This window comes from Sphingomonas sp. PEI4, assembly GCF_056679955.1.
Genome location: NZ_CM155258.1, coordinates 2,344,896 through 2,365,174, shown reverse-complemented (window position 1 = coordinate 2,365,174; position 20,279 = coordinate 2,344,896). Strand labels below are relative to the sequence as shown.

Genomic DNA, 20,279 nt, shown 5'->3' with positions numbered 1-20,279 from the left:
GGAAAACCTGCACAAGTTAAGTCCTTGCTTGATATTGTGGTCGAAGCACTTGATGACTCTATGGGGTTGCTGGCGAGACTATTGACGTGTCAAAGTCGATTCAGTGACACGGTAACATCTGGAACGACTTGTTGTCGAACAATGCTTGATTTTGCACTGCAAAGGCATGTCGCTGCCATTTGGCAGGCAAATTTCAAAAGCTTCAATGGAGGCTCGACGTGTCGCTCTACCGAAAGGCCACATCCTGGAACCTGAATGTGAACATGGGTTGGACAATCAGGAATGGAGGTTTGAAATGGCTATCAAAGGTGCAGGCGGTAATCCCGGATCGCTAACTACCAAGGGTGGTGATGGCGCTGGTGGGAGTACGGGAACAGGCCGGGGCGGGGGCAACAACGGACGGGGAAAATCCGCAACTTCCAAAAAAGGGTCCAAGGACAATAAAGATGATGCCGGGTCGGAACACAGCTGATCGACCACTTGGTCATGCGTCGTGTCGCGACCACGCGTGGCCCGATCGGCTTCCTCGCACGCGAGCTTCCGGCGGAGTTTCCCCGCCTGCTGCCGCAGTAAAGGAAAGTCGACCGATTGCCGCCGACTTACAGGGAACCCTCCTTGCTCCAGATCGTCATTGTACCGGCCGGACAAGATCGCTTGCGCCGTCGACGAGGTGAAAAATGGCTCAGCAGTTTGGAACCGAAAGTGTAAAACCGGCAGTCTCGAAACCCGTTGCAACGCAGGATGATAGGGCCGCGGGTGGGCAACCGACGAGCCCGGCAGAATGGCGATCGGATCCGCAGGACATAGACTATCCTGGCGAGTTGAGCCTTGCGATCGACGTCACCGACACGCTGCGGGGGATCGTCTCGGGTAAGATGGTCCTTCCGGTCGCGCAGAGCGGGCCGATGACGCTGCTCTATCCGAAATGGATGCCCGGCTATCATTCGCCGCAGAACCCGATCGAGTTGTTTGCGGGACTGGAGATTAAGGCCGAAGATCTGGTGCTCGATTGGAAGCGCGATCCGGTGGAGGTCTATGCGTTCCATATCGACGTGCCGGACGGCACTGATGTACTCGACATCAGCTTCCAATTCCTCTCCCCTACGGCCCCGAGCCAAGGCGATGTCGTCGTTACCGAAGACATGCTGAACCTGCAGTGGGGCAGGACATTGCTGTATCCCGCCGGCTATTTCGCGCGCCGTATCCAGATTCGGCCGAGCGTGACGCTGCCGACCGACTGGCAGTACGCGACCGTCCTTGAGGACCAATCGCGGGACGGCGACACGGTGCATTTCGCGCCGGTCAGCCTGGACGTGCTGGTCGACTCCCCGATGATGGCGGGACGCCATCACCGCGAGGTGGCACTCACGAACGATGGTGCCGTTCATATGAACCTGTTCGCCCACGAAGCGGCCGACCTGGAGATTATGCCTGAGCAAGCCGCCTTGCACGCCGCCTTGGTGGAGCAGGCGGAAACGCTGTTCGGCGCGCGCCACTTCGATCGGTATCGCTTTCTGGTTGCGTTGAGTGACGAACTGGGCGGCGGCGGCGTCGAGCATCACAGATCGACCGAGATCATCGCCCCCCCCCGCATTATACAGGGAATGGGAGCCCAACCGGACCAAGCGGGATGTATTCGCGCATGAGTTCACGCACAGCTGGAACGGCAAGTTCCGCCGCGGGGCTGATTCATGGACGCCGACCTTCGAACTCCCCATCCGCAACAGCCTGATGTGGGTCTATGAAGGGCAGACGCAATATTGGGGTCATGTGCTGACGACCCGCGCCGGCTTGTGGTCAACGAAGGCGTCGATCGAGTCCCTCGCGAAGATCGCAGCGACGTACGATGTGCGCCCGGGCGGAATGTGGCGGACGATGGCCGACACCACCGAGGACCCCGTAATCAACGCCCGCGCGCCGCTGCCGTGGCCGAGTTGGCAGCGCAACGAGGATTATTATTCCGAAGGGCAGTTGATGTGGCTCGCGGTGGATACGCGAATTCGCGCGGCCACCGATGACCAGCGGTCGCTCGACGATTTCGCGCGCGCCTTTTTCGGGATCGACGACGGCAGCATGGCGACGCGGACCTATGACTTCGAAGAAGTGGTGCGCACGCTGAACGACATCGTCGAGCACGACTGGGCCGACTTCCTGGAGACGCAGTTGCACCGCCGCGTAGATGGCGCGCCCCTCGAAGGGCTGGAGCTTGGTGGATATCGGCTCGTCTACCGCGACCATCGCACCGATTTCTGCCAGAGCTTCGATGCAAAAGCGGAACAATTCGACATGCGTTTCTCGGTCGGCCTGAACATCGGCAACACCGGCACCGTGCAGGAAGTGATGTGGGGGAGCGCGGCGTTCGACGCTGGCCTGACCGCCGGGTCGCAGATCCAGAGCGTGAACGGTCACGATTACAGTGAACAGGTGATCGGGGACGCAATCGAGGCCGCCAAGGATGGCGTCGCGCCGCTGCTCTTGACGGTCAAGGCACGATCGCAATCTCGCCCACGCGAGGTGCAGGTCGAGTATCACGATGGCCATCGTTTCCCGCACCTGGAAGCGATCCCAGGCAGGCGAGCGCGCCTGGATGAGATTTTCGCGGCACGGTAGCCAAAGAACTGCCGAGTACGGACATCGGCAGACATCGCCTATAGACGCCCCTTGCCTCGTCGTCTTCAGCTGCCGGTTCTCAACCTCGAGCGGAAACACTCATGTCGACACGGGCCGCCGGCGTTCCGAGTTCCGACGCAAACCATGCGCAGGTGTGCATCAATCCTTCCTCTAGTGACACTTTCGGCGCCCATCCAAGAACCTCGGTTGCCCGCGTGATATCGGGACGCCGCCGGGTCGGATCGTCCTGCGGCAGAGGCCGGTAGACAATCTGGTTGGTGGTGCCCGTCAAGGCGACGACCCGCTCGGCCAGTTCGCTGACGGTCATTTCGACCGGGTTGCCGAGGTTGATCGGCTCGCTGCCGTCTGAGTTGGACTCCATCAGCCGCATGAGCGCGTCGACCATGTCGGACACGTAGCAGAAGCTCCGCGTCTGGCTGCCGTCGCCGAAGATGGTGATGTCGCGGTCCGACAGCGCCTGGCAGATCAGGTTGGACACGACACGGCCGTCGTCGGGGTGCATCTGCGGGCCATAGGTGTTGAAGATCCGCGCCACGCGCACCTCGGCACGGTGCATACGGACATAGTCGAACGCCAGTGCCTCGGCGGCGCGCTTGCCCTCGTCGTAACAGGCGCGCGGGCCGGTGCAGTTGACGCTGCCGCGATAATCCTCGCGTTGCGGGTGCATCTCGGGATCGCCGTAGACCTCGCTGGTGGAGGTGAGCAGCACGCGCGCGCCGACACGCTCGGCCAGTCGCAACAGGTGGTTGGTGCCGACCACGTTGGTCAGCATCGTATGCTCGGGATCCGCTTGGTATTGCGGCGGGGAGGCGGCGCAGGCGAGGTTGTAGATGCGTGTGATCCGGTGCGCGACCTCGGTCACGGCCTCCGGCAGCGGATTGACGATGTCGGCCTCGACGAAGCGGAAGCCGCGGCGCCCCTCGAGCAATCGCAAATTGGAAGGCCGCGCGGTCTGGAGATTGTCGAGGCACAGCACCTCGTTCCCCTCGTCCAGCAGCCGTGCGCACAGATGCGAGCCGATAAAGCCTGCGCCGCCAGCGACGAGGATGAGAGGAGAGATCTTGGCGCCCATGATGTGTGTGTCCTTGGTCATGTCGTTCAACCCACCGCCGCGACGGGCGCCGCAACGGCGACGGCGTCGAGCAGATGGCGTTCCAGTTCGGCCGCGCGGTGTGCGGCGGTGTGTTCGGCGAGCACCCGGCGCTGCCCGCCGGTGCCGATCGCGGCGAGGTCTTCGCGCTCCAGCGCCGCGACGACGTCTGCAGACGTGGCCGCGAGCAGGATCTCGCTATCGGGGGCGAAGATCTGGTCGAGGCCTTTCCAGATGTCGGAGACGATCGGCGTTGCGCAGGCGGCCGCTTCGAAAAGCCGAACCGACGGTGCCCAGCCGGCGGCGATCATGTCTTCGCGCGTGACGTTCAGCGTCGCGCGCGAGGCGGAGTAGAAGGCGGCATGATCGGCGGGCGGCAGATGTGCGATCCGCTCGACATTGGCCGGCCACGCGATGTCGTCGGGATATTGCGGCCCGGCAACGACGAACCGGCGATCCGGCAGCGCGCGCGCGGGCTCCAGCAACAGCCGTTCGAGCGTCGGCTGGCGATCGGGGCTGTAGGTGCCGAGATACGAAAGGTCCCAGCGTTTGGCCGCGCCGGTCGGGTGGTAGAGTGCGGGATCGACCGAGCAATAGAGCGGACGCGCTGCGGGCGAGCCGTAATGATCCTCCAGGAAGGCGAGCGTCGGCCCGCCGGTGAAGGACAGATAGACTTCGTAGCCGGGGATCGAATCCGGCGCGATATATTCGAAATCACCGCGCCCGAGCTTCGCGAGCGTCACCGGCGTGTCGATGTCGTAGAAGGCGGTGACACCGTGCGCGAGCCGCTGGACGCGCTCGCCGACAGCGACGCCCTCGGGAACGTAGGAGCCGACGATCACCGCATCGGCATCGGCGATCGCGGCATCGAACCGCGCGAGATCGGCAAGGTCGCTGTAGAATTCGAGCCGGCACCAGTCAGGGTCGACCAGGTCGCGCTGGTTGGCATACCAGGGCACGTCGCGTTCGAGGAACAGCACGTCGTGGCCGCGCGCGACGAACGCCTCCAGCAACGCGCGGAAGGTGGTCGCGTGACCGTTGCCCCAGGACGAGGACAGGCTGAGCCCGAGGACGACGAGCTTCATGCCGCCTCTCGCTGGCGTGCGGCATGGTCGCGGAACAACGCATCGACCTGCGCACCGCGCAACGCATAGGTATGTTCGGCCAGTACGCGGCGCAGGGCCGCCTGTCCGATGTCGCGCGCCCGCTCGGGGGTCAGCGCAGCCATGTGCTCGGCCACGTCCTGCCCGTCGCGCGCGACCAGCACTTCCTCGTCGGGAGTCAGGAACAGTTCGATCCCTTCCCACGCGTCCGTGATCAGGCAGGCGGCGGCACCCGCTGCCTCGAACACGCGCGTCGCGGGCGAGAAGCCGACATGCGCCATCGAATCGCGCGCGACGTTCAGCACCGCCTTGGGGGTGCAGTTGAAGGCGTTGTGCTCGCTCGTATAGACATGCCCGCGGTGCCGGACGTTGCCTGGCATCGCCTTGCTCTCCCAGCCATTGCCGCCGATCAGGAACGACCGCTCGGGCAGGGCTGCGGCGGGTCGCAGGAAGAACTCTTCGACCCGAGCCTCGCGGTCGGGCAGGCGGTTGCCGAGGAAGGCGAGGTCGGCATCGAAACGCGGATCGGGCGCGACCGGGAAATGCGTGGTCGGATCGAGCGCGTTGTAGATCGGCACGCAGGTCGCCGCGCCGAAACCTTCATACGCGTCGATCACCGGCGCACCGCCGCCATAGGTCAGGACCATGTCGAGATCGGGCAGGGCGCGAAGTACCGGGTGGCCGGGATCGGCGCGCATTTCGTCCAGCGTGGCGGCGGCGTCGACGTCCCAGAAGATCTTCAGCGCGTGGGGGGCGGCGCGTGCGACGATGCCGTCGAGCAGTTCCGCGTCGAACACGCCGACGCCGTTCGCCTTGACGACGATGTCGGCGCCGGCCGCTTCGGCGAGCACGCCGCGCATCGCCGCCTCGGTCGCGGGATACACCACCGACCGGGCATAGGGCGGCGGATCGATGTCGCGGTGCTGCTGCCGGTCGAACGCGTCGGGCTCGTAGAAGGTGATGTCGTAGCCACGGCTCGCGAGGTCGCGCAGGATACCGCGGTAATAGGTGGCGGCGCCGTTCCAGTAGGACGACACCAGGCTGGATCCGTAAAAGGCGATCTTCATGCTGCGGTCCTTTGCGGATAGGCATCGAGAGCGGCGACGACCGCGAGCAGCTCGTCGACGCGGTGTGCACAGGTATGGCGGGCGCGGATCGTCTCGAGCCCCGACGCGACCAGTTCGGCGCGGAGCGCTGGGTCGTCACGGAGCGCGCGCAACGTCCGCGTCATTTCGGCGCCGTCGCGCGCGACCAGATAATCCTGGCCTGGGCGGAACAGATGCTCGCTGTCCGCCCAGGGCGCGGACACCAGCGGAATCCCGCAGGCGAGCGCCTCGAACACCCGGATCGTCGGAATGCCCGGCAGGATCGTCGCGTAGTAATTCCGGGGCACGTGGACCGTCGCGAGATGCCGCGCGAACAGCGCAGGCGCACCCGCATTGGGCGCCCAGCCATGATAGCGCGCACCGTAGCGCGCCAGCAGTGTCCGCGCGGCCTCCGGATAGCGGACGCCGTAGATGTCGAGCGGCAGGTTCGCGGTCGCCGCCGGGGCGAGCAGGAACTCCTCGATCTCGGCGGTGCGTTCGCCGTCACCCCAGTTCCCGACCCAGACCAGCCCTTCGCGAGGCTGTTCTTCGGTCGGCGGATGGAACAGGCGGGTGTCGGCGGCCTCGTGCCAGGTCCACACGCGGTCGCCCCAGCCCCAGCGGCGATACACCTCCGACAAGGTCTCGCCGAACGCGAGCACGCCGTCATAGCCCGACAGGTCGAACGCCCTGATCGCGTCGGGATCGCTGACCGCGCGGTGATGGGTGTCGTGGAACAGCAGGCGGAAGCGGGCACCGCCTGCGCGCAGCGTGCCGATCGCGGCGACGATCGCGGGATCGTTCCATTCGTGCACGATCACCAGATCGGCGCCGTCCACGAGCGCATCGACCGGCTCCGCGGGATCGAAGATGGTCTGGGACAGGTCGGGATACGCCGCGCGGTACGGCTCCAGTCCGGCGTCGCCCGCATCGGCGAGCAAATTGGCGAGGCTCCAGTTGCCCGCCGGTTCGCACGCGGTGACGTCGTGGCCGCGTGCGATCAACTCGCGCAGCACGCCACGCAGGAAATGCGCGTTGCCGTGGTTCCAGCAGGATTGCAGCGAGTGCGTGAAATAGACGATCTTCATGCCGCCACCTGCCGTCCGGTGCCGGTGCGCGCGATCAGGCCGGCATAGATCGCGGCCATCGCGAACGCCATCGCCGTCGGCGTGTAGCGCCGCGCGCGATTGCGTGCCGCCTCGCCGAGATGTTTGTGCAAGCCAGCGTCGCCGCGCAATCGTTCGATCGCGTCGGCATAAGCGGCATCATCGTCGCGGTCGACGATCAGCGCGGCGCCCGACCAGAGCTCGCCGAACGTGTCGATGCTCGACAGGATCAGCGGGCACCCCGCCGATGCCGCTTCGAGCACGGCAAGTCCGAACGGTTCGAAGCGTGCGGCGGACACGAAGATCGGCCGGCCGGCGAACTCGCGCGCCATGCCCGCCGCGTTCAGCTGGCCGAGCAGGGTCAGGTGCGACACCGGCATATGCTCGCCATGAGGACCTTTCTCGCAGCCCGCGGCGCGGAACGGCACCGACAGCCGCGCGGCCGTGCGATCGAGCAGCGCGGTATTCTTGACCTGGTCCCACAACCGTCCTGCCGTGAAGACGTGATCCCCCGGTGCGACGTCGGGCAGCGCCAGCGGCGTGCGGCCGTTGTGGACCGCGAGTGGCGGGACGGCGAGTTGATGATAGCGCGCGACCACCGCGGCATAGCTGGCGCTCGGCGCGACCACCGCGTCCGCGGCGATCAGCCCGGCGCGGACCAGCTCGTCCTGCCATGCATAGGCAGCATCCGGGCGCGTGCCCCTGGCCGCTTCCCACCAGGTGCCGACGCAGCCATGGGTCACCGCCACGACCGGCACGTCGAACACTGCGCGCGCGCCGAGCGAAGGCATGTTGAGTTGGACGATATCTACGTCCTCGCTGCGTGCCAGCCGGGCGATCGCCTCGCCCGCATCCAGGACGGGCGCGGGACCATCGCATAGCCAATCGAGCGGCAGGCCGGTCTCGACCAACTTCAGCCGCGGAACGCCGAGTGCCTCCAGCCGCTGTGCCGGCGAGGCCTGCGGACCCAGTACGGCAAGCACCGTATCGACGCCCAACGGTTCGAGGGCAGTGGCCAGATCGATCGCATATTGCCACACGCCGCCGATCGCGTCAGCGGTCATCAGGAGCCGCACCGTCACGACCCCGTCGCCGATGCCGTCGCCATACGCGAACCCGGATCGATCGGCAGGTTCAGCCGCCGCTCGCTCGCCAGCCAGCGGGCTAGCGTCGTCACGCCGTCGCGCCAGTCGACCTTCGCATCCAGTCCCAGCGCATCTTGCGCAAGCCGAGTATCCGCCACGAAATAGCGCTGATCGCCGGCGCGCCAGTTCGAATAGGTGACATCCACCTCGCGCCCGGTGAGATCGCCGATATGCGCGAGCAACTGGCGCAGGCTGATCGCATTCGCCGGCCCGCCGCCGAGATTGAACGCGCGACCCTGCACGTCGCCGATCCGCTCCCACGCCCGAACATAGGCATCGACCGCGTTCGACACGTCCAGGATATCGCGCACCTGATGACCGTCGCCGTACAACGTGATCGGCTTGCCTTCGAGCGCGCGGATCAGGAAATGCGCCACCCAGCCCTGATCCTCGGTGCCCATCTGGCGCTGCCCATAGATGCAGCTCATCCGCAGCACGGCCGTCGGCACGCCGAAGCTGCGCGCGTAATCGAGCACATACTGGTCCGCCGCACCCTTGGAACAGCCATAGGGCGTGTGGAAATCTAGGGGGCGGGTCTCGCCGATGCCGTGCGCGCGGACCTCCGCATCGGACGGCACATAGGCCTCGCCCTCCAGGTCGAACGACAGGTCGCCGAGATCGCCATAGACCTTGTTGGTCGACGCGAAGATCAGCGGCGTGCCGTCGCCGCGGCGGCGCAGCGTCTCCAGAAGGTTGAGCGTGCCGAGGATATTGACCTCGAAATCGTCGCGCGGGCTGACCATGCTGGTCGTCACCGCGACCTGCGCGGCGAGGTGGAAGACCGCCTTCGCGTCGCTCGCCGCATCGGCCAGCACGGGCTCGTCGCGAATGTCGGCGATGATCGCCTCGATCCGGTCGCCGTGGCGGTCCTTCAGCCATGTCAGGTTGGTGTCGACGCCGGCCCGCGCGAGCGCATCGTAGACACGAACGCGGTGCCCTTCACGCGCGAGCCGGTCGGCAAGGTTGGAGCCGATGAAGCCGGCGCCACCGGTGATCAGGATCGGGCGGTCGTCGGCCTGCGGCTCGTTGGTCATGCCACGAGACCCTTGGCTTCGAGTTCGGCACGCATCTGGTCGACCCGGTCGGTCGCGGTCTGCAACGCGACCCATTCCGCCAGTTCGGCGAGCCCCTGCCCGAAATCCTGCGTCGCGCGGAAATCGATGCGCTCGGCGGCCAGCGTCGTGTCGCAGAAGCAGTGACGGATATCCCCGATCCGCGCCTTGCCGACGATCTGCGGCGTGATGTCGTTCTTGCCCATCGCGCGGGCGAGTTCGGTCGCGATCTCCCGCACCGATCGATCCTGCCCCGATCCGATGTTGAATGTGCCCCCCGCCGCCTGTGGCAGCGTCAGCGCATCGGCAAAGGCACGCGCGACGTCGGTGACATGGACGAAGTCGCGACGCTGCTCGCCATCCTCGAAGATCATCGGCTGCTGGCCGTTGAGCAGGCGCGACGCGAAGATCGCCAGCACGCCCGTATAGGGGTTCGAGAGCGCCTGGCCCGGTCCATAGACGTTGAACAGGCGCAGGCACACGCCCTCCATGCCGTAGGGTGCGGCCATGATGTGCGTGGTGCGCTCCTGCACATATTTGTTGAGCGCGTAGATCGAAGAGAGGGCAGGGCGCTTCCACTCGGGCGTCGCCACGGGCACGAGCGGGCGTCCCTCGGAATCGACCGGTTCCCAGTTGCTCAGGCCGTCCTTCAGGCCGTGCCGCTCGGCATCCTGGACCAGCCCGCCGTCGACGTCGCGGTACAGGCCTTCACCATAGATCGACATCGATGATGCGGTGACGACGCGGCGGACCGGATGATCGATCAGCTTCTCGAACAGCACCGCGGTTCCGACGTCGTTGGTCGAGGTATAGCGTTCGACCTCGTACATCGACTGGCCGACGCCGACTTCGGCCGCGAGATGGATGACGCTGTCGACGCCTTTCAATGCGGAGGCGACCGCATCCTTGTCGCGCACGTCGCCTCGGATGAGTTCCGCTTCCGGATTCAGCAATTGCGACCCGTCGACGACGCCGTGAACCTGGTCGATCAAGCTGTCGAGGACCCTGACCCGGTTGCCGCGCGCGAGCAACTCTTCGGCGACGAAGCGGCCGATGAAACCAGCGCCGCCGGTGACCAAAATAGTCTCTGTCATGCAGTCACCTTAATCTGTGTTATTGACTTCGGCGTTCGAATCGCGCTGCTAGTCGTCATCCGGCAAGTTCCCCCCAAGGTTAGCTGCTAATTGATTGGACAACGAAGGTTCTTCTTCTTTGTTCCTGCCAATTGAAAGTGGCTTTGTCGGATCGAATCAAGCAACTCCGGCGGCTTAACCTGGATTAACAAGGTTGGGAGGAGGAACTTAGATGCTGCTTGCGAGTATAGCATCTAGTTACCTATGATCGGCTCTCGAATTGCCGTCCTTGCATCTGGAGCCCTTGATCCTTGGCCGTTACGCTATTGCTCGTTCGACACGCGCCGCATGGCCAACTGGGTGCGATGCTGTCTGGGCGCACGGCCGGGCTCGCCCTGAGTGCCGAGGGTGCGCGGCAGGCGGCGCGACTTGGGGAGCGGATTGCTGGGCAGGGGCTCGACCGGGTTCAGGCCAGTCCGCTCGAGCGTACGATGGAGACGGCCCATGCCGTAGCCGCTGCCGCCGGACTCGCCGTCGAGCCTGTCGACGCACTCAACGAGGTGGATTTCGGCGATTGGACCGGGCGGCCTTTCAGCGATCTCGCAGGGGATCCGCGCTGGGACGCGTGGAACCGCGCACGGGGCAGCGCATCCGCACCCGGCGGGGAGAGCATGGTCGCGGCACAGGCACGGATCGTCGAGCATCTTCAGGCAGTCGCAAGGGCCCGGGACGGCGAGACCGTCGCGATGGTCTCGCATTGCGACATGATCCGCGCCGCGGTCGCCTGGGTTCTGGGCCTGCCGCTGGATCATCTGCTGCGCTTCGATGTCGATCCGGCGTCGGTGACGCGGATCGTGCTGGGCGACTGGGGCGGGCGGATCATGACTTTGAACGAGGGAACATGCTGATGACGGCTAACGGGGAGGGCGATCTTGCCCAGGAGGTCGCGGCGTTGGCGCCGTGGTTCCAGAACATCGATCTTGGCAACGGGTTGACGACGGCGCCCGATCATTTCCTCGGCGATTATCCACGCCATAAGTTCGCGCGCTTCGCCGATGCGCTGCCCGCCGACATGACCGGCAAGACCGTGCTCGACATCGGCTGCAACGCCGGTTTCTATTCGGTCGAGATGAAGCGCCGTGGTGCGTCGCGCGTGCTCGGCATCGACACCGACGACCGCTATCTGGCGCAGGCGCGGCTCGTCAGCCGGGCGCTGGGGTTCGAGGGGATCGAGTTCGCCAAGCTCTCGGTCTACGATGTCGCGGCACTCGGCGAACGCTTCGATCTCGTGATCTTCATGGGCGTGCTCTATCACCTGCGGCACCCGCTGCTCGCGCTCGACCTGATCCGCGAGCACGTCGCCAAGGACCAGCTGCTGTTCCAGACGATGCAGCGCGGATCGAACGCGGTGATCGACGTACCGGAGGATCACCCCTTCCATATGGAGGGCACGCACGCCGTAACGCCGATCTTCGACGATCCCGGCTACCCGCGCATGCAGTTCATCGAGCGTGAATACGCGCACGACTGGACCAATTGGTGGGCGCCCAACCGCGCCGGCAGCGAGGCGATGCTGCGCGCCGCCGGCTTCACCATCGAAGCGCACCCGGAGGAGGAGGTCTATCTCTGCCGCGTCGCGCCCGTCCCCTATGCCGAATACGGCCCGGCGGCAGTCTACCCGGCCAAGGAGCCATTGAAGTGATCGAAGCGGCGATGCTCTGGAACGAGCCCAACAACAAATCGCATTGGGACCCCGAACACGATCCCGACTGGTCGATCTACGCCGACACCGTGATCCGCGCAGGGGCCGCGATCCAGGCGATCAACCCGCAGCTGACGCGCGTGCTCGGCGGCATGTCGCCGATCGACGCCGAATGGCTGCGAAAGCTCGAACGTCACGGCGCGCTCGACGCGGTCGACGTGGTCGCGGTCCACGGCTTCCCGATCGACTGGAATCTCTGGCCGATCCACGACTGGCCCAACAAGATCGCCGAGATCGAGGCGGTCACGCACAAGCCCGTCTGGGTCACCGAAGTCGGCGTCGGATCGTTCGGCGCCGAGGAAGTCCAGGTCTTCGGGCTCAAGCGCACCGCCGAACTCCTCATCGGCCGCGTCCCCCGCATCTTCTGGTATTCGCTCTACGACCTCCCGATGAGCTGGGGCGCCGAAACCCGCCACCGCGAAGCCGAAGGGTCGAGCTATTACCGCCATTTCTACATGGGGCTCATCCGCGAAGACGGCACCCCCAAGCCCGCGCTCGACGACTACGCCAAGGTCGCCAGCGAAATGGGCCTGATGCAGTGGTTCCATTTCGAGGACCCCCGGCTCGACGATGCGGTCGCCTGGATGAAGCGGCTGGGCACGCGTAAGCTGCGTACCGGCTTGTCGTGGGCGGACAGCTTCCGGCCGAATGCGCTCGACTGGTTCGATCGACAGATGGAGGCGCTCGCCGATTTCGACGTCACCGTCACGCTCTGCTTCACCCCCGAGCATCTCGGCGTCGCCCCACACCACACCAGCCCCCCGCGCGACCCTCAGGCGTTCGCTGACTTCTGCGCCTGGATGATCGAACGCTATGCTCCCGCCCAGCCGATGCGGACGGCGGTGACCGCATGAGCATGCAGGCGGCGGTATTGGCAGGCCCCGGCGAAATCCGGATCGACACGGTCGCACTTCCCGAACCCGGTGCGGACGAGGTTCGCATCCGGCTCGAAGGTTGCGGCGTGTGTGCGTCGAACCTCGAACCCTGGGCAGGGCAGGAGTGGATGACCTACCCCGGCGATCCGGGCGGCCTCGGCCATGAAGGTTGGGGCGTGGTCGATGAGGTCGGCACCAACGTAACCGACCTCGCAATCGGCGACCGCATCGCGGCGCTATCGTTCCGCAGTTTCGCCGAATACGACATCGCCAAGGCGGATTCGGTGGTCAAACTCCCCCCCGAACTCGCCGGCAAGCCCTTCCCCGGCGAACCGCTCGGCTGCGCGATGAACATCTTCCGCCGTAGCGATATTCACCCCGGCCAGACCGTCGCGATCGTCGGCGTCGGCTTTCTCGGCGCCATCCTAACCCGCCTCGCAACCGACGCCGGCGCCCGCGTGATCGCGATCTCCAGACGCACCTTCTCGCTAGACCTCGCACGCTCGTACGGCGCGGCCGAGACGATCGTGATGGACGATCACTGGCGCATCATCGAGGACGTCAAAGCGCTGACGAACGGCGTGATGTGCGACCGCGTGATCGAAGCGGTCGGCAAGCAATGGCCGCTAGACCTCGCGACCGAACTCGTCCGCGAAGGCGGCAAACTGATCGTCGCCGGCTACCACCAGGACGGCCCGCGCCAGGTCAACATGCAGACGTGGAACTGGAAAGGTATCGACGTCATCAACGCCCACGAACGCGATCCGGCGGTCTGCCTCCGCGGCCTGCGCGAAGCGGTCGACGCGGTCGCCAGCGGTCGCCTCGACACCGCCCCCCTCTACACGCATCGCTACCCGCTCGACCGCCTCGCCGACGCGCTCGACGCCACCCGCGACAAGCCCGAAGGCTTCCTCAAGGCACTGGTCACCTACCCATGAGCCGTCCACGCATAGGATTCCTCGGCGTCGGCTGGATCGGCCGGCACCGCATGGAAGCAATGCTCGCAACCGGCGACGTCGAAGCCGCTGCCATCAGCGATCCCTCGCCCGAAATGGTAGCCGCTGCCCAAGCACTCGCACCCGACGCGGCCGTGGTCGGCTCGCTCGAAGCAATGCTGGCGCTCGGCCTCGACGGCGTCGTCATCGCCTCGCCAAGCGCCCTCCACGCCGATCAGTCGGTACAGGCGCTCAAGGCCGGCACGGCAGTATTCTGCCAGAAACCACTCGGACGCGACGCAACCGAGGCCGCCCGCGTAGTCGCCGCAGCCGAGACCGCCGACCGATTGCTGTCGGTAGATTTCTCCTACCGCTACACCGCCGGCATGACCCGCATCGCCGAACTCGTACGCGCCGGCACGCTGGGCGAGATCTACGCCGTCGATCTCACCTTCCACAACGCCTACGGCCCGGACAAACCCTGGTTCTACGACCGCGCGCTATCGGGCGGCGGCTGCGTCATGGACTTGGGCGTCCACCTCGTCGACCTAGCTCTATGGGTGCTGGGCTTCCCGCAAGTATCGAACACCGTCAACGCAACCCTGTTCGCTGAGGGAAAACCACTGGTGACGCTGGACAAGGTCGAGGATTACGCCGCCGCCAGCTTCACGCTCGCAAACGGCGCGGTCGCCCGCCTGACCTGTTCGTGGCGGCTCCACGCCGGCCAGGACGCACAGATCGAGGCCGCATTCTACGGCACGAACGGCGGCGCAGCGCTGCGCAACGTCGACGGCTCGTTCTACGATTTCCAGGCCGAGCATTTCGTCGGCACCCAGCGCAACGTGCTCGCCACGCCCCCCGAGGACTGGGGAGGTCGCGCCGCCGCCGCATGGGCGACCCGTCTCCGCACCGACCCCCGTTTCGATCCGTCCGCACACGATCTCGTCACCGTCGCGCAAGTGCTCGATCGCATCTACGCCGCACCCTGAGCCCTGAATGACCGCGACGATCATCGCCCGCACGCTCGTCTATGACGGCTGGTACAAGTTCTGGCGCCTCCGCGTACGGATGCCCGGCGGCGCAGAAGTCGAACGGCACCTGGAGGATCACGGCCCGGCAGTCGCAGTGCTGCCCTACGATCCCGCACGCCGTGTCGCGATGCTGGTATCGATGCCCCGCGCCCCGGTGATCCACGCCGGCGAATCCCCATTGCTGGAAGCAATCGCCGGCAACATCGCCAACGACCCCGAGGAGAGCGCCCGCCGCGAGGCAATGGAGGAGGGTGGGGTGCAACTCGGCCCGCTCGCCTTCGTCGCGCAGATCTGGCCGATGCCCGCGCTATCGACCGAACGGCTGACGCTCTACCTCGCACCCTACACCGCCGAAGACCGCATCGAAAACGGCGGCGGCGCCGAAGGCGAGCATGAGACCATCACCGTCCACGAAATCGCCCTGGCCGATCTGCGCGCCATGCGGCTGGCAGGCACTTTGCACGACGCAAAGACGCTACTCCTGGTGCAAGCGCTCGAATTGCGCGCACCCGAACTCTTCACGCCCGTTCTCGGCTGAATCATGCTGGTCTACGGCGATCAGGAGACGACGAGCCCCACGCGAGCGGTCCTGTCCGAGGTCCTCCGCCTAGCCGCCGCGCTCGACGCCGAACCCCGCGGCATAGTGTGGCATCAGGCATGCGTCGCCCTGTTCATCGCGGCATCCGGTCTGGCCCAAGGCATCGCCGACGCCGAGTTCACTGAGGCAGGCCACGACGCGCCCTCGGTCGCACAATCGACCCTGATGACCGCCCTGCAATCCGTGGCCCGCGCGATAGACCGCTCCTGGTCCAGCAACTTCGCCCGCCAGGACGCACCCGATCTGTCCGCGCTAGACGCGCTCGCGGCGGACAACATCCCCGAAACGCTGACCATCCGACGCTGCGAAGGCTACGCCTTCTACACGCTATATCCCGAGCAATATCTCGTCGCCGCCCGCGCGATACCGAAGGGAGCGACGGTCATCGGCCTGCGCAGCATCGGCACCGGTCTGGCCGCTCTGGTAGCGGCAGCGTGTGACGCAGAGTTCGTCTGTACAGTGCGCCCGATCGGCGACGTCTATGCGCGCACCGTGGCGGTTGGCGCTGCGCTCAAAGCCGTTATCCACGCGCGCCGCCACGGCGTGTTCGCCTTGGTGGACGAAGGGCCGGGGCAATCCGGAAGTTCACTTGGCGGCGTGGCGGATTATCTGGAAGGCTTGGGCGTCGCGCGCGATCGCATCGTCTTCCTGCCGAGCCACGCCGGGGATCTCGGCGCAAACGCGCAGCTCGAGCATCGGGAGCGGTGGCGGACGGCAATACGTCTTAGTGTCGGGTTCGAAGAGGTGTTCATCGATGACGCCGCGCGCAGCCTGCCGACATGGTTCGAGGACGTGACGGGCAGGGCCATCGCACCCCTCCGCGATCTCTCGGGCGGACGTTGGCGCAGCGTCGGCCCTTATGCCGAGGCCTCCGCCGATCCCGCCCGCGAGGCACGAAAATATCTGCTGACGACGGCAAGCGGCACCTATCTGCTGAAGTTCATCGGTCTGGATGCGGCGGTGGAAAGTAAGTTCGCGCACGCGCAGCGCTTGTATGACGCTGGCTTCTCGCCCGAGCCTGTGGCGTTGCGGCACGGGTTCCTCGCGACCCGTTGGATGCAGGCAGACCGCGTCGCCAGCACGACCGAAATTTGGCCTGTCGTCGCGCCTTACCTGAAGTTTCGGGCTAAGGCTTTCCCCGCCCTGGCCGTAGGAGCCTCGCTGGCGGAATTGCTCGCGGCGGCGCGCTATAATGTTGGGCAGGCAATGGGTGGGGCCGCCGAAATCCTGTTCGATGCATGGCCCGCCGACCGCGTCGCGGCGCTTCAGCCCTGCGTTCGGCCGGTACAAGTCGACGGACGGATGCACCGTTGGGAATGGATCGCTAGCCGTTCCTCGGGCGTGCTCAAGACCGACGCGGTAGATCACGCGCAGGCGCACGATCTGGTCGGGTGTCAGGACATCGCGTGGGACGTGGCCGGCGCGGTCGTGGAATTCGCCGCCTCCAAAGAGCAATGCGACCTGTTGGTGCGCGCGGTATTGGGCGAAAGCGATGACATGGCGGATCTGACCGCACTGCTGACATTGTGCTACCTCGGGTTCCAAATCGGCTGGTGGGACTTTGCAGCGGAGCCCGGCAGCGCCGACCGCCAGCGGCGCTTCTATACTGAACGAGTCCATGCGCTGCTGTAAAAGGGCAGGGACGGGTAGACGTCGGAACGCTCGCACCAGTAGATAGCGGCTGCGTCATAATAGGCGGCGGACGACAAAGCGGGCACCAAGGTATTTCGTCGGATCGCCCACCCACATTGTTCTAGATCTATGGCGCCTGACGCCACATGATCTAAACCCGTCTCATGAACAGCAGGCTCACACATCCAGCGCCCGCACCGCCGGGGCTGGCATCCGTGCTCGACAGCAATATTCAGCGGATGCAGGAGCGGCGAGCCCGGGAGAAAAGCCAAGCCCGATTGCCGGAGCGAATTTCCGACGCGATCACGAAGTTCGCGGGCAGCATGACCTTCGTCGCCATTCATGCGCTTGCCTATGGTGTCTGGATCGCCGTTAATCTGGGCGCGCTACCGGGCGTGCGCCCGTTCGATCCGAGCTTCGTGATGCTGGCCATGGAGGCCAGTGTCGAAGCGATCTTTCTTTCGACCTTCGTGCTCATCAGCCAGAACAGGATGACGGGTGCCGCCGCCAAGCAGTCCGATCTCGACCTTCAGATCAACCTGCTGACCGAGCACGAACTCACCCGCTTGGTATCACTCGTCGATGCTATCGCTCGTAAGATGGGGATCGATGCCGTAGACCGTGAGGAACTGGACGAGATCAAACAGGATGTCTCTCCAGAAACGATCCTGAATGAGCTTGCTTCGACGGATCAAAACTCATGAAGCCTGTTACGCTGCGGTCAATGTGACGCTGCGACTTGTGCAGATGGTCCGCCAGGCGCGAAGGTGAAGCGACCGTTGCGCGGGTCATCATATGGATTGAACTTAAACTCGAGCCCATTTGCTCTATTCGCAGGCGGGCAGCCTGCCCGTGCGCAACCATGCCGTAAAAGCACGTCGCTTGTCGTCAGATACATTGACCATGTCGCCAGCTCGCCATAGCGACGAGAACATCTGAGCAACATCATCCTGCAAGGCAAACGAAGTGCCGCACAGCCAAAGCCGATGCGGCAGGCTTGGCGTCTATGCAGATCCGCTCTCGCAGAAATGGTGCCCGGAAGAGGACTCGAACCTCCACGACCTTGCGATCGCCAGCACCTGAAGCTGGTGCGTCTACCAATTCCGCCATCCGGGCACGGGGTAGGAGGGCGCCTCTAGTGGAGGGTCGCAATGCTTGTCAACACGCCTCTTGCTGGGGCAAGGGGTTATTCGTGATTGGCAGGCAAAACAAAGTGGACGGACGGGCGATGAACGACAAACTGGTGACGCTGATCGGGGGCGGCGGTTTCGTCGGCCGTTATGTCGCACAGGCGCTGCTGGCGACGGGCGCACGCGTCCGCATCGCGCAGCGCGATCCGCGACAGGCGTTCTTCCTGAAACCGCTCGGGGGGCTCGGCCAGACTCAGTTCGTCGGTGCTGACGTGACCAAGCCCGAGACGATTGCACACGCGGTCCACGGCTCGGACGTGGTGGTGAACCTGGTCGGCGTGTTGGCGGGCGATTTCCAGCGCGTACAGGCGCTGGGGGCCCAGACCGTCGCACAAGCCGCTGCAAAGGCTGGCGTCGGCGCACTGGTGCACGTGTCGGCGATCGGCGCGGACCCGGAGTCCGCGTCGGCGTACGGCAAGTCGAAGGGGCAGGGCGAGGCGGCGGTGCTGGCTGCGTTCCCGAACGCGACGATTCTGCGGCCCTCGATCGTTTTCGGCCAGGAAGACCAGTTCGTGAACCGCTTTGCCGGCATGATCGCCAAGGCGCCGGTCGTGCCGGTGCTGCGCGCAGGGGCGAAGTTCCAACCCGTGTTCGTCGGCAACGTGGCGGACGCGATCGTCGCGGCGGCGTCTGCTCCCGATACGTTCGGCGGCCAGACGCTGGAGCTCGGCGGACCGGACATCATCACGATGGGCAATCTCATCCGCTGGATCGCCAAGACGATCGGCCGCGATCCCTCGATCGTCGAGCTTCCGGATTTTGCCGGCGCGATGATCGCCAAGGCCGGTTTCCTGCCGGGCATGCCGATCACCAAGGATCAGTGGACGATGCTGCAGAGCGACAATATCGTCACCGGCACGGACGGCCTTGCGGCGTTCGGAATCGAGGCGACGCCGTTGTCGACGGTCGCACCGGGCTGGCTAGTGCGCTTTCGCAAGGCCGGACGGTTCGGCCGCCGCGCCGAAACGCGTGCGGAAGTTCACGCAGGCTGATGCTGCACGTGCTAAGCCTGCCCTGACACCCGCGCCTTTTTTGAAACTCGCGACGCCGGAGCGCCTGCTTGACCGAACTTCTCACCGTCATCCTCCTCGGCATCGTCGAGGGGATCACCGAATTCCTGCCCGTCTCCTCAACCGGGCACCTGATCCTCGCGACACGGTTGCTTGGCTATGACGCGGGGCGTTGGGAGGTGTTCAACGTCGTCATCCAGCTCGGCGCGATCATGGCGATCGTCGTGCTGTACTGGCGGACGTTCTGGGCGGTCGGCATGGGGTTGTTGAAGCGCGAGCCGAAATCCTGGCTGTTCCTGCGAAACCTGGTGGTCGCGTTCATCCCGGCGGCGGTGATCGGCCTCGCGCTGCATCATTATATCGAGGCGCTGCTGGGGAATGCCGAAGTGGTCGCGATCGCGCTGATCGTCGGCGGCTTCGCGATCCTGGCGGTCGAGCGGTTGGCGCCGCGCAGCGACATCAGCGGCGTCGCGGACATTCCGCTGAAGACGGTGATCGGCATCGGCTTCCTCCAGTGCCTCGCGATGATTCCGGGCGTCAGCCGCTCTGGTGCGACGATTCTCGGCGCGCTGGCGTTGGGCGTCGAGCGGCGCACCGCGGCGGAGTTCAGCTTCTTCCTCGCGATCCCGACCATGCTCGGGGCGAGCGCGCTCGAACTGCTGAAGAACCGCGATGCGATCGCGAGCGGCGGCGGTGTCGGCCTTGGCGCGATCGCGATCGGCGCCGCGGTGTCGTTCGTCGTCGCACTGCTGGTGGTGAAGTGGTTCGTCGGGATCGTCACCAAGCACGGCTTCGTGCCGTTCGCCTGGTACCGGGTGGCTGCCGGTTCCGCTGCACTGGTATGGCTTCTAAGCAAGTAGGACCGGGACGGATCTAATCGGGCGTTGTCGGGGCCAATTCGTACATAATTCAGCGCATTTCGTGATTTATGCGACAGTAATGCTTACGTAATCGTCGATTC

The 20,279-nt window shown here is 65.3% G+C and carries 19 protein-coding genes and 1 tRNA gene; 12 read left to right on the top strand and 8 right to left on the bottom strand.

Going from position 1 to position 20,279, the window contains the following annotated elements; all coding sequences use genetic code 11:
• Nucleotides 1-821: 821 nt before the first annotated feature.
• Nucleotides 822-1,646 (top strand): M61 family metallopeptidase, encoded by an 825-nt coding sequence (locus AC1MLZ_RS10815; protein ID WP_480958457.1) that lies wholly within the window; start codon nucleotides 822-824, stop codon nucleotides 1,644-1,646.
• Nucleotides 1,528-2,610 carry a M61 family metallopeptidase gene (locus tag AC1MLZ_RS10810; RefSeq protein WP_480958456.1) on the top strand — a complete coding sequence of 361 codons (1,083 nt, stop codon included), beginning with the start codon at nucleotides 1,528-1,530 and terminating at the stop codon, nucleotides 2,608-2,610. Before AC1MLZ_RS10815 ends, AC1MLZ_RS10810 begins: the two co-directional genes overlap by 119 nt.
• A gap of 79 nt (nucleotides 2,611-2,689) precedes the next feature.
• On the opposite strand, the gene AC1MLZ_RS10805 is transcribed toward AC1MLZ_RS10810, so the two are convergent.
• From AC1MLZ_RS10805 to AC1MLZ_RS10775, 7 genes are read right to left on the bottom strand one after another with little or no spacing between them, the layout of a single operon-like run.
• Complete coding sequence (locus tag AC1MLZ_RS10805) at nucleotides 2,690-3,724, bottom strand: UDP-glucuronic acid decarboxylase family protein (protein WP_480958455.1); 1,035 nt, start codon at nucleotides 3,722-3,724, stop codon at nucleotides 2,690-2,692.
• A gap of 5 nt (nucleotides 3,725-3,729) precedes the next feature.
• Nucleotides 3,730-4,806 (bottom strand): CgeB family protein, encoded by a 1,077-nt coding sequence (locus tag AC1MLZ_RS10800; protein ID WP_480958454.1) that lies wholly within the window; start codon nucleotides 4,804-4,806, stop codon nucleotides 3,730-3,732.
• A complete protein-coding gene (locus tag AC1MLZ_RS10795) occupies nucleotides 4,803-5,891 on the bottom strand; it encodes a CgeB family protein (RefSeq protein ID WP_480958453.1) in 1,089 nt (362 codons plus the stop codon). The genes AC1MLZ_RS10800 and AC1MLZ_RS10795 overlap by 4 nt, the downstream gene beginning before the upstream one ends.
• Nucleotides 5,888-6,997: a CgeB family protein gene (locus AC1MLZ_RS10790; RefSeq protein ID WP_480958452.1), complete on the bottom strand. Its 1,110-nt coding sequence runs from the start codon at nucleotides 6,995-6,997 to the stop codon at nucleotides 5,888-5,890. Before AC1MLZ_RS10790 ends, AC1MLZ_RS10795 begins: the two co-directional genes overlap by 4 nt.
• Nucleotides 6,994-8,079 carry a glycosyltransferase family 4 protein gene (locus AC1MLZ_RS10785; protein WP_480958451.1) on the bottom strand — a complete coding sequence of 362 codons (1,086 nt, stop codon included), beginning with the start codon at nucleotides 8,077-8,079 and terminating at the stop codon, nucleotides 6,994-6,996. Before AC1MLZ_RS10785 ends, AC1MLZ_RS10790 begins: the two co-directional genes overlap by 4 nt.
• 14 nt (nucleotides 8,080-8,093) lie before the next feature.
• On the bottom strand, nucleotides 8,094-9,194 hold the full coding sequence (locus tag AC1MLZ_RS10780; RefSeq protein ID WP_480958450.1) for an NAD-dependent epimerase/dehydratase family protein: 1,101 nt from the start codon (nucleotides 9,192-9,194) through the stop codon (nucleotides 8,094-8,096).
• Nucleotides 9,191-10,306 (bottom strand): NAD-dependent epimerase/dehydratase family protein, encoded by a 1,116-nt coding sequence (locus tag AC1MLZ_RS10775; RefSeq protein ID WP_480958449.1) that lies wholly within the window; start codon nucleotides 10,304-10,306, stop codon nucleotides 9,191-9,193. Before AC1MLZ_RS10775 ends, AC1MLZ_RS10780 begins: the two co-directional genes overlap by 4 nt.
• Nucleotides 10,307-10,650: 344 nt before the next feature.
• Here AC1MLZ_RS10775 and AC1MLZ_RS10770 point away from each other — a divergent pair, with 344 nt between their 5' ends.
• The 8 genes from AC1MLZ_RS10770 (at nucleotide 10,651) to AC1MLZ_RS10735 (ending at nucleotide 17,822) form a co-directional block, all read left to right on the top strand.
• On the top strand, nucleotides 10,651-11,193 hold the full coding sequence (locus tag AC1MLZ_RS10770; RefSeq protein ID WP_480958448.1) for a histidine phosphatase family protein: 543 nt from the start codon (nucleotides 10,651-10,653) through the stop codon (nucleotides 11,191-11,193).
• Nucleotides 11,193-11,987, top strand: coding sequence for a TIGR04290 family methyltransferase (locus AC1MLZ_RS10765; RefSeq protein WP_480958447.1), 795 nt, complete (start codon nucleotides 11,193-11,195; stop codon nucleotides 11,985-11,987). Before AC1MLZ_RS10770 ends, AC1MLZ_RS10765 begins: the two co-directional genes overlap by 1 nt.
• Complete coding sequence (locus AC1MLZ_RS10760) at nucleotides 11,984-12,901, top strand: glycosyl hydrolase (protein WP_480958446.1); 918 nt, start codon at nucleotides 11,984-11,986, stop codon at nucleotides 12,899-12,901. Before AC1MLZ_RS10765 ends, AC1MLZ_RS10760 begins: the two co-directional genes overlap by 4 nt.
• Nucleotides 12,898-13,860 (top strand): MDR/zinc-dependent alcohol dehydrogenase-like family protein, encoded by a 963-nt coding sequence (locus tag AC1MLZ_RS10755; protein WP_480958445.1) that lies wholly within the window; start codon nucleotides 12,898-12,900, stop codon nucleotides 13,858-13,860. Before AC1MLZ_RS10760 ends, AC1MLZ_RS10755 begins: the two co-directional genes overlap by 4 nt.
• Nucleotides 13,857-14,846, top strand: a complete 990-nt coding sequence (locus AC1MLZ_RS10750) for a Gfo/Idh/MocA family protein (protein ID WP_480958444.1) — start codon at nucleotides 13,857-13,859, stop codon at nucleotides 14,844-14,846. The genes AC1MLZ_RS10755 and AC1MLZ_RS10750 overlap by 4 nt, the downstream gene beginning before the upstream one ends.
• A gap of 7 nt (nucleotides 14,847-14,853) precedes the next feature.
• Nucleotides 14,854-15,426 carry an NUDIX domain-containing protein gene (locus tag AC1MLZ_RS10745; protein WP_480958443.1) on the top strand — a complete coding sequence of 191 codons (573 nt, stop codon included), beginning with the start codon at nucleotides 14,854-14,856 and terminating at the stop codon, nucleotides 15,424-15,426.
• 3 nt (nucleotides 15,427-15,429) lie between these two features.
• Nucleotides 15,430-17,118 carry a hypothetical protein gene (locus tag AC1MLZ_RS10740; protein WP_480958442.1) on the top strand — a complete coding sequence of 563 codons (1,689 nt, stop codon included), beginning with the start codon at nucleotides 15,430-15,432 and terminating at the stop codon, nucleotides 17,116-17,118.
• Between the two features lie 164 nt (nucleotides 17,119-17,282).
• Nucleotides 17,283-17,822, top strand: coding sequence for a DUF1003 domain-containing protein (locus AC1MLZ_RS10735; protein ID WP_480958441.1), 540 nt, complete (start codon nucleotides 17,283-17,285; stop codon nucleotides 17,820-17,822).
• Between the two features lie 325 nt (nucleotides 17,823-18,147).
• Here the strand turns inward: AC1MLZ_RS10735 and AC1MLZ_RS10730 are convergent.
• A tRNA-Leu gene (locus AC1MLZ_RS10730) sits at nucleotides 18,148-18,234 on the bottom strand.
• Between the two features lie 112 nt (nucleotides 18,235-18,346).
• On the opposite strand from AC1MLZ_RS10730, the gene AC1MLZ_RS10725 reads away from it, so the two are divergent.
• Together AC1MLZ_RS10725 and AC1MLZ_RS10720 are read left to right on the top strand one after the other, a co-directional pair.
• Entirely contained in the window at nucleotides 18,347-19,300 is a 954-nt protein-coding gene (locus AC1MLZ_RS10725) for a complex I NDUFA9 subunit family protein (RefSeq protein ID WP_480958440.1), read from the top strand.
• Nucleotides 19,301-19,368: 68 nt separating this feature from the next.
• Nucleotides 19,369-20,178 (top strand): undecaprenyl-diphosphate phosphatase, encoded by an 810-nt coding sequence (locus AC1MLZ_RS10720; protein ID WP_480958439.1) that lies wholly within the window; start codon nucleotides 19,369-19,371, stop codon nucleotides 20,176-20,178.
• Nucleotides 20,179-20,279: the final 101 nt, after the last annotated feature.

Coding starts and splice junctions, on each gene's coding strand:
- AC1MLZ_RS10745 (WP_480958443.1), top strand. CDS start 14,854: ATGACCGCGACGATCATCGCCCGCACGCTCGTCTATGACGGCTGGTAC.
- AC1MLZ_RS10725 (WP_480958440.1), top strand. CDS start 18,347: ATGAACGACAAACTGGTGACGCTGATCGGGGGCGGCGGTTTCGTCGGC.
- AC1MLZ_RS10735 (WP_480958441.1), top strand. CDS start 17,283: ATGAACAGCAGGCTCACACATCCAGCGCCCGCACCGCCGGGGCTGGCA.
- AC1MLZ_RS10800 (WP_480958454.1), bottom strand. CDS start 4,806: ATGAAGCTCGTCGTCCTCGGGCTCAGCCTGTCCTCGTCCTGGGGCAAC.
- AC1MLZ_RS10805 (WP_480958455.1), bottom strand. CDS start 3,724: ATGACCAAGGACACACACATCATGGGCGCCAAGATCTCTCCTCTCATC.
- AC1MLZ_RS10795 (WP_480958453.1), bottom strand. CDS start 5,891: ATGAAGATCGCCTTTTACGGATCCAGCCTGGTGTCGTCCTACTGGAAC.
- AC1MLZ_RS10790 (WP_480958452.1), bottom strand. CDS start 6,997: ATGAAGATCGTCTATTTCACGCACTCGCTGCAATCCTGCTGGAACCAC.
- AC1MLZ_RS10765 (WP_480958447.1), top strand. CDS start 11,193: ATGACGGCTAACGGGGAGGGCGATCTTGCCCAGGAGGTCGCGGCGTTG.
- AC1MLZ_RS10755 (WP_480958445.1), top strand. CDS start 12,898: ATGAGCATGCAGGCGGCGGTATTGGCAGGCCCCGGCGAAATCCGGATC.
- AC1MLZ_RS10785 (WP_480958451.1), bottom strand. CDS start 8,079: ATGACCGCTGACGCGATCGGCGGCGTGTGGCAATATGCGATCGATCTG.
- AC1MLZ_RS10775 (WP_480958449.1), bottom strand. CDS start 10,306: ATGACAGAGACTATTTTGGTCACCGGCGGCGCTGGTTTCATCGGCCGC.
- AC1MLZ_RS10770 (WP_480958448.1), top strand. CDS start 10,651: ATGCTGTCTGGGCGCACGGCCGGGCTCGCCCTGAGTGCCGAGGGTGCG.
- AC1MLZ_RS10780 (WP_480958450.1), bottom strand. CDS start 9,194: ATGACCAACGAGCCGCAGGCCGACGACCGCCCGATCCTGATCACCGGT.
- AC1MLZ_RS10740 (WP_480958442.1), top strand. CDS start 15,430: ATGCTGGTCTACGGCGATCAGGAGACGACGAGCCCCACGCGAGCGGTC.
- AC1MLZ_RS10750 (WP_480958444.1), top strand. CDS start 13,857: ATGAGCCGTCCACGCATAGGATTCCTCGGCGTCGGCTGGATCGGCCGG.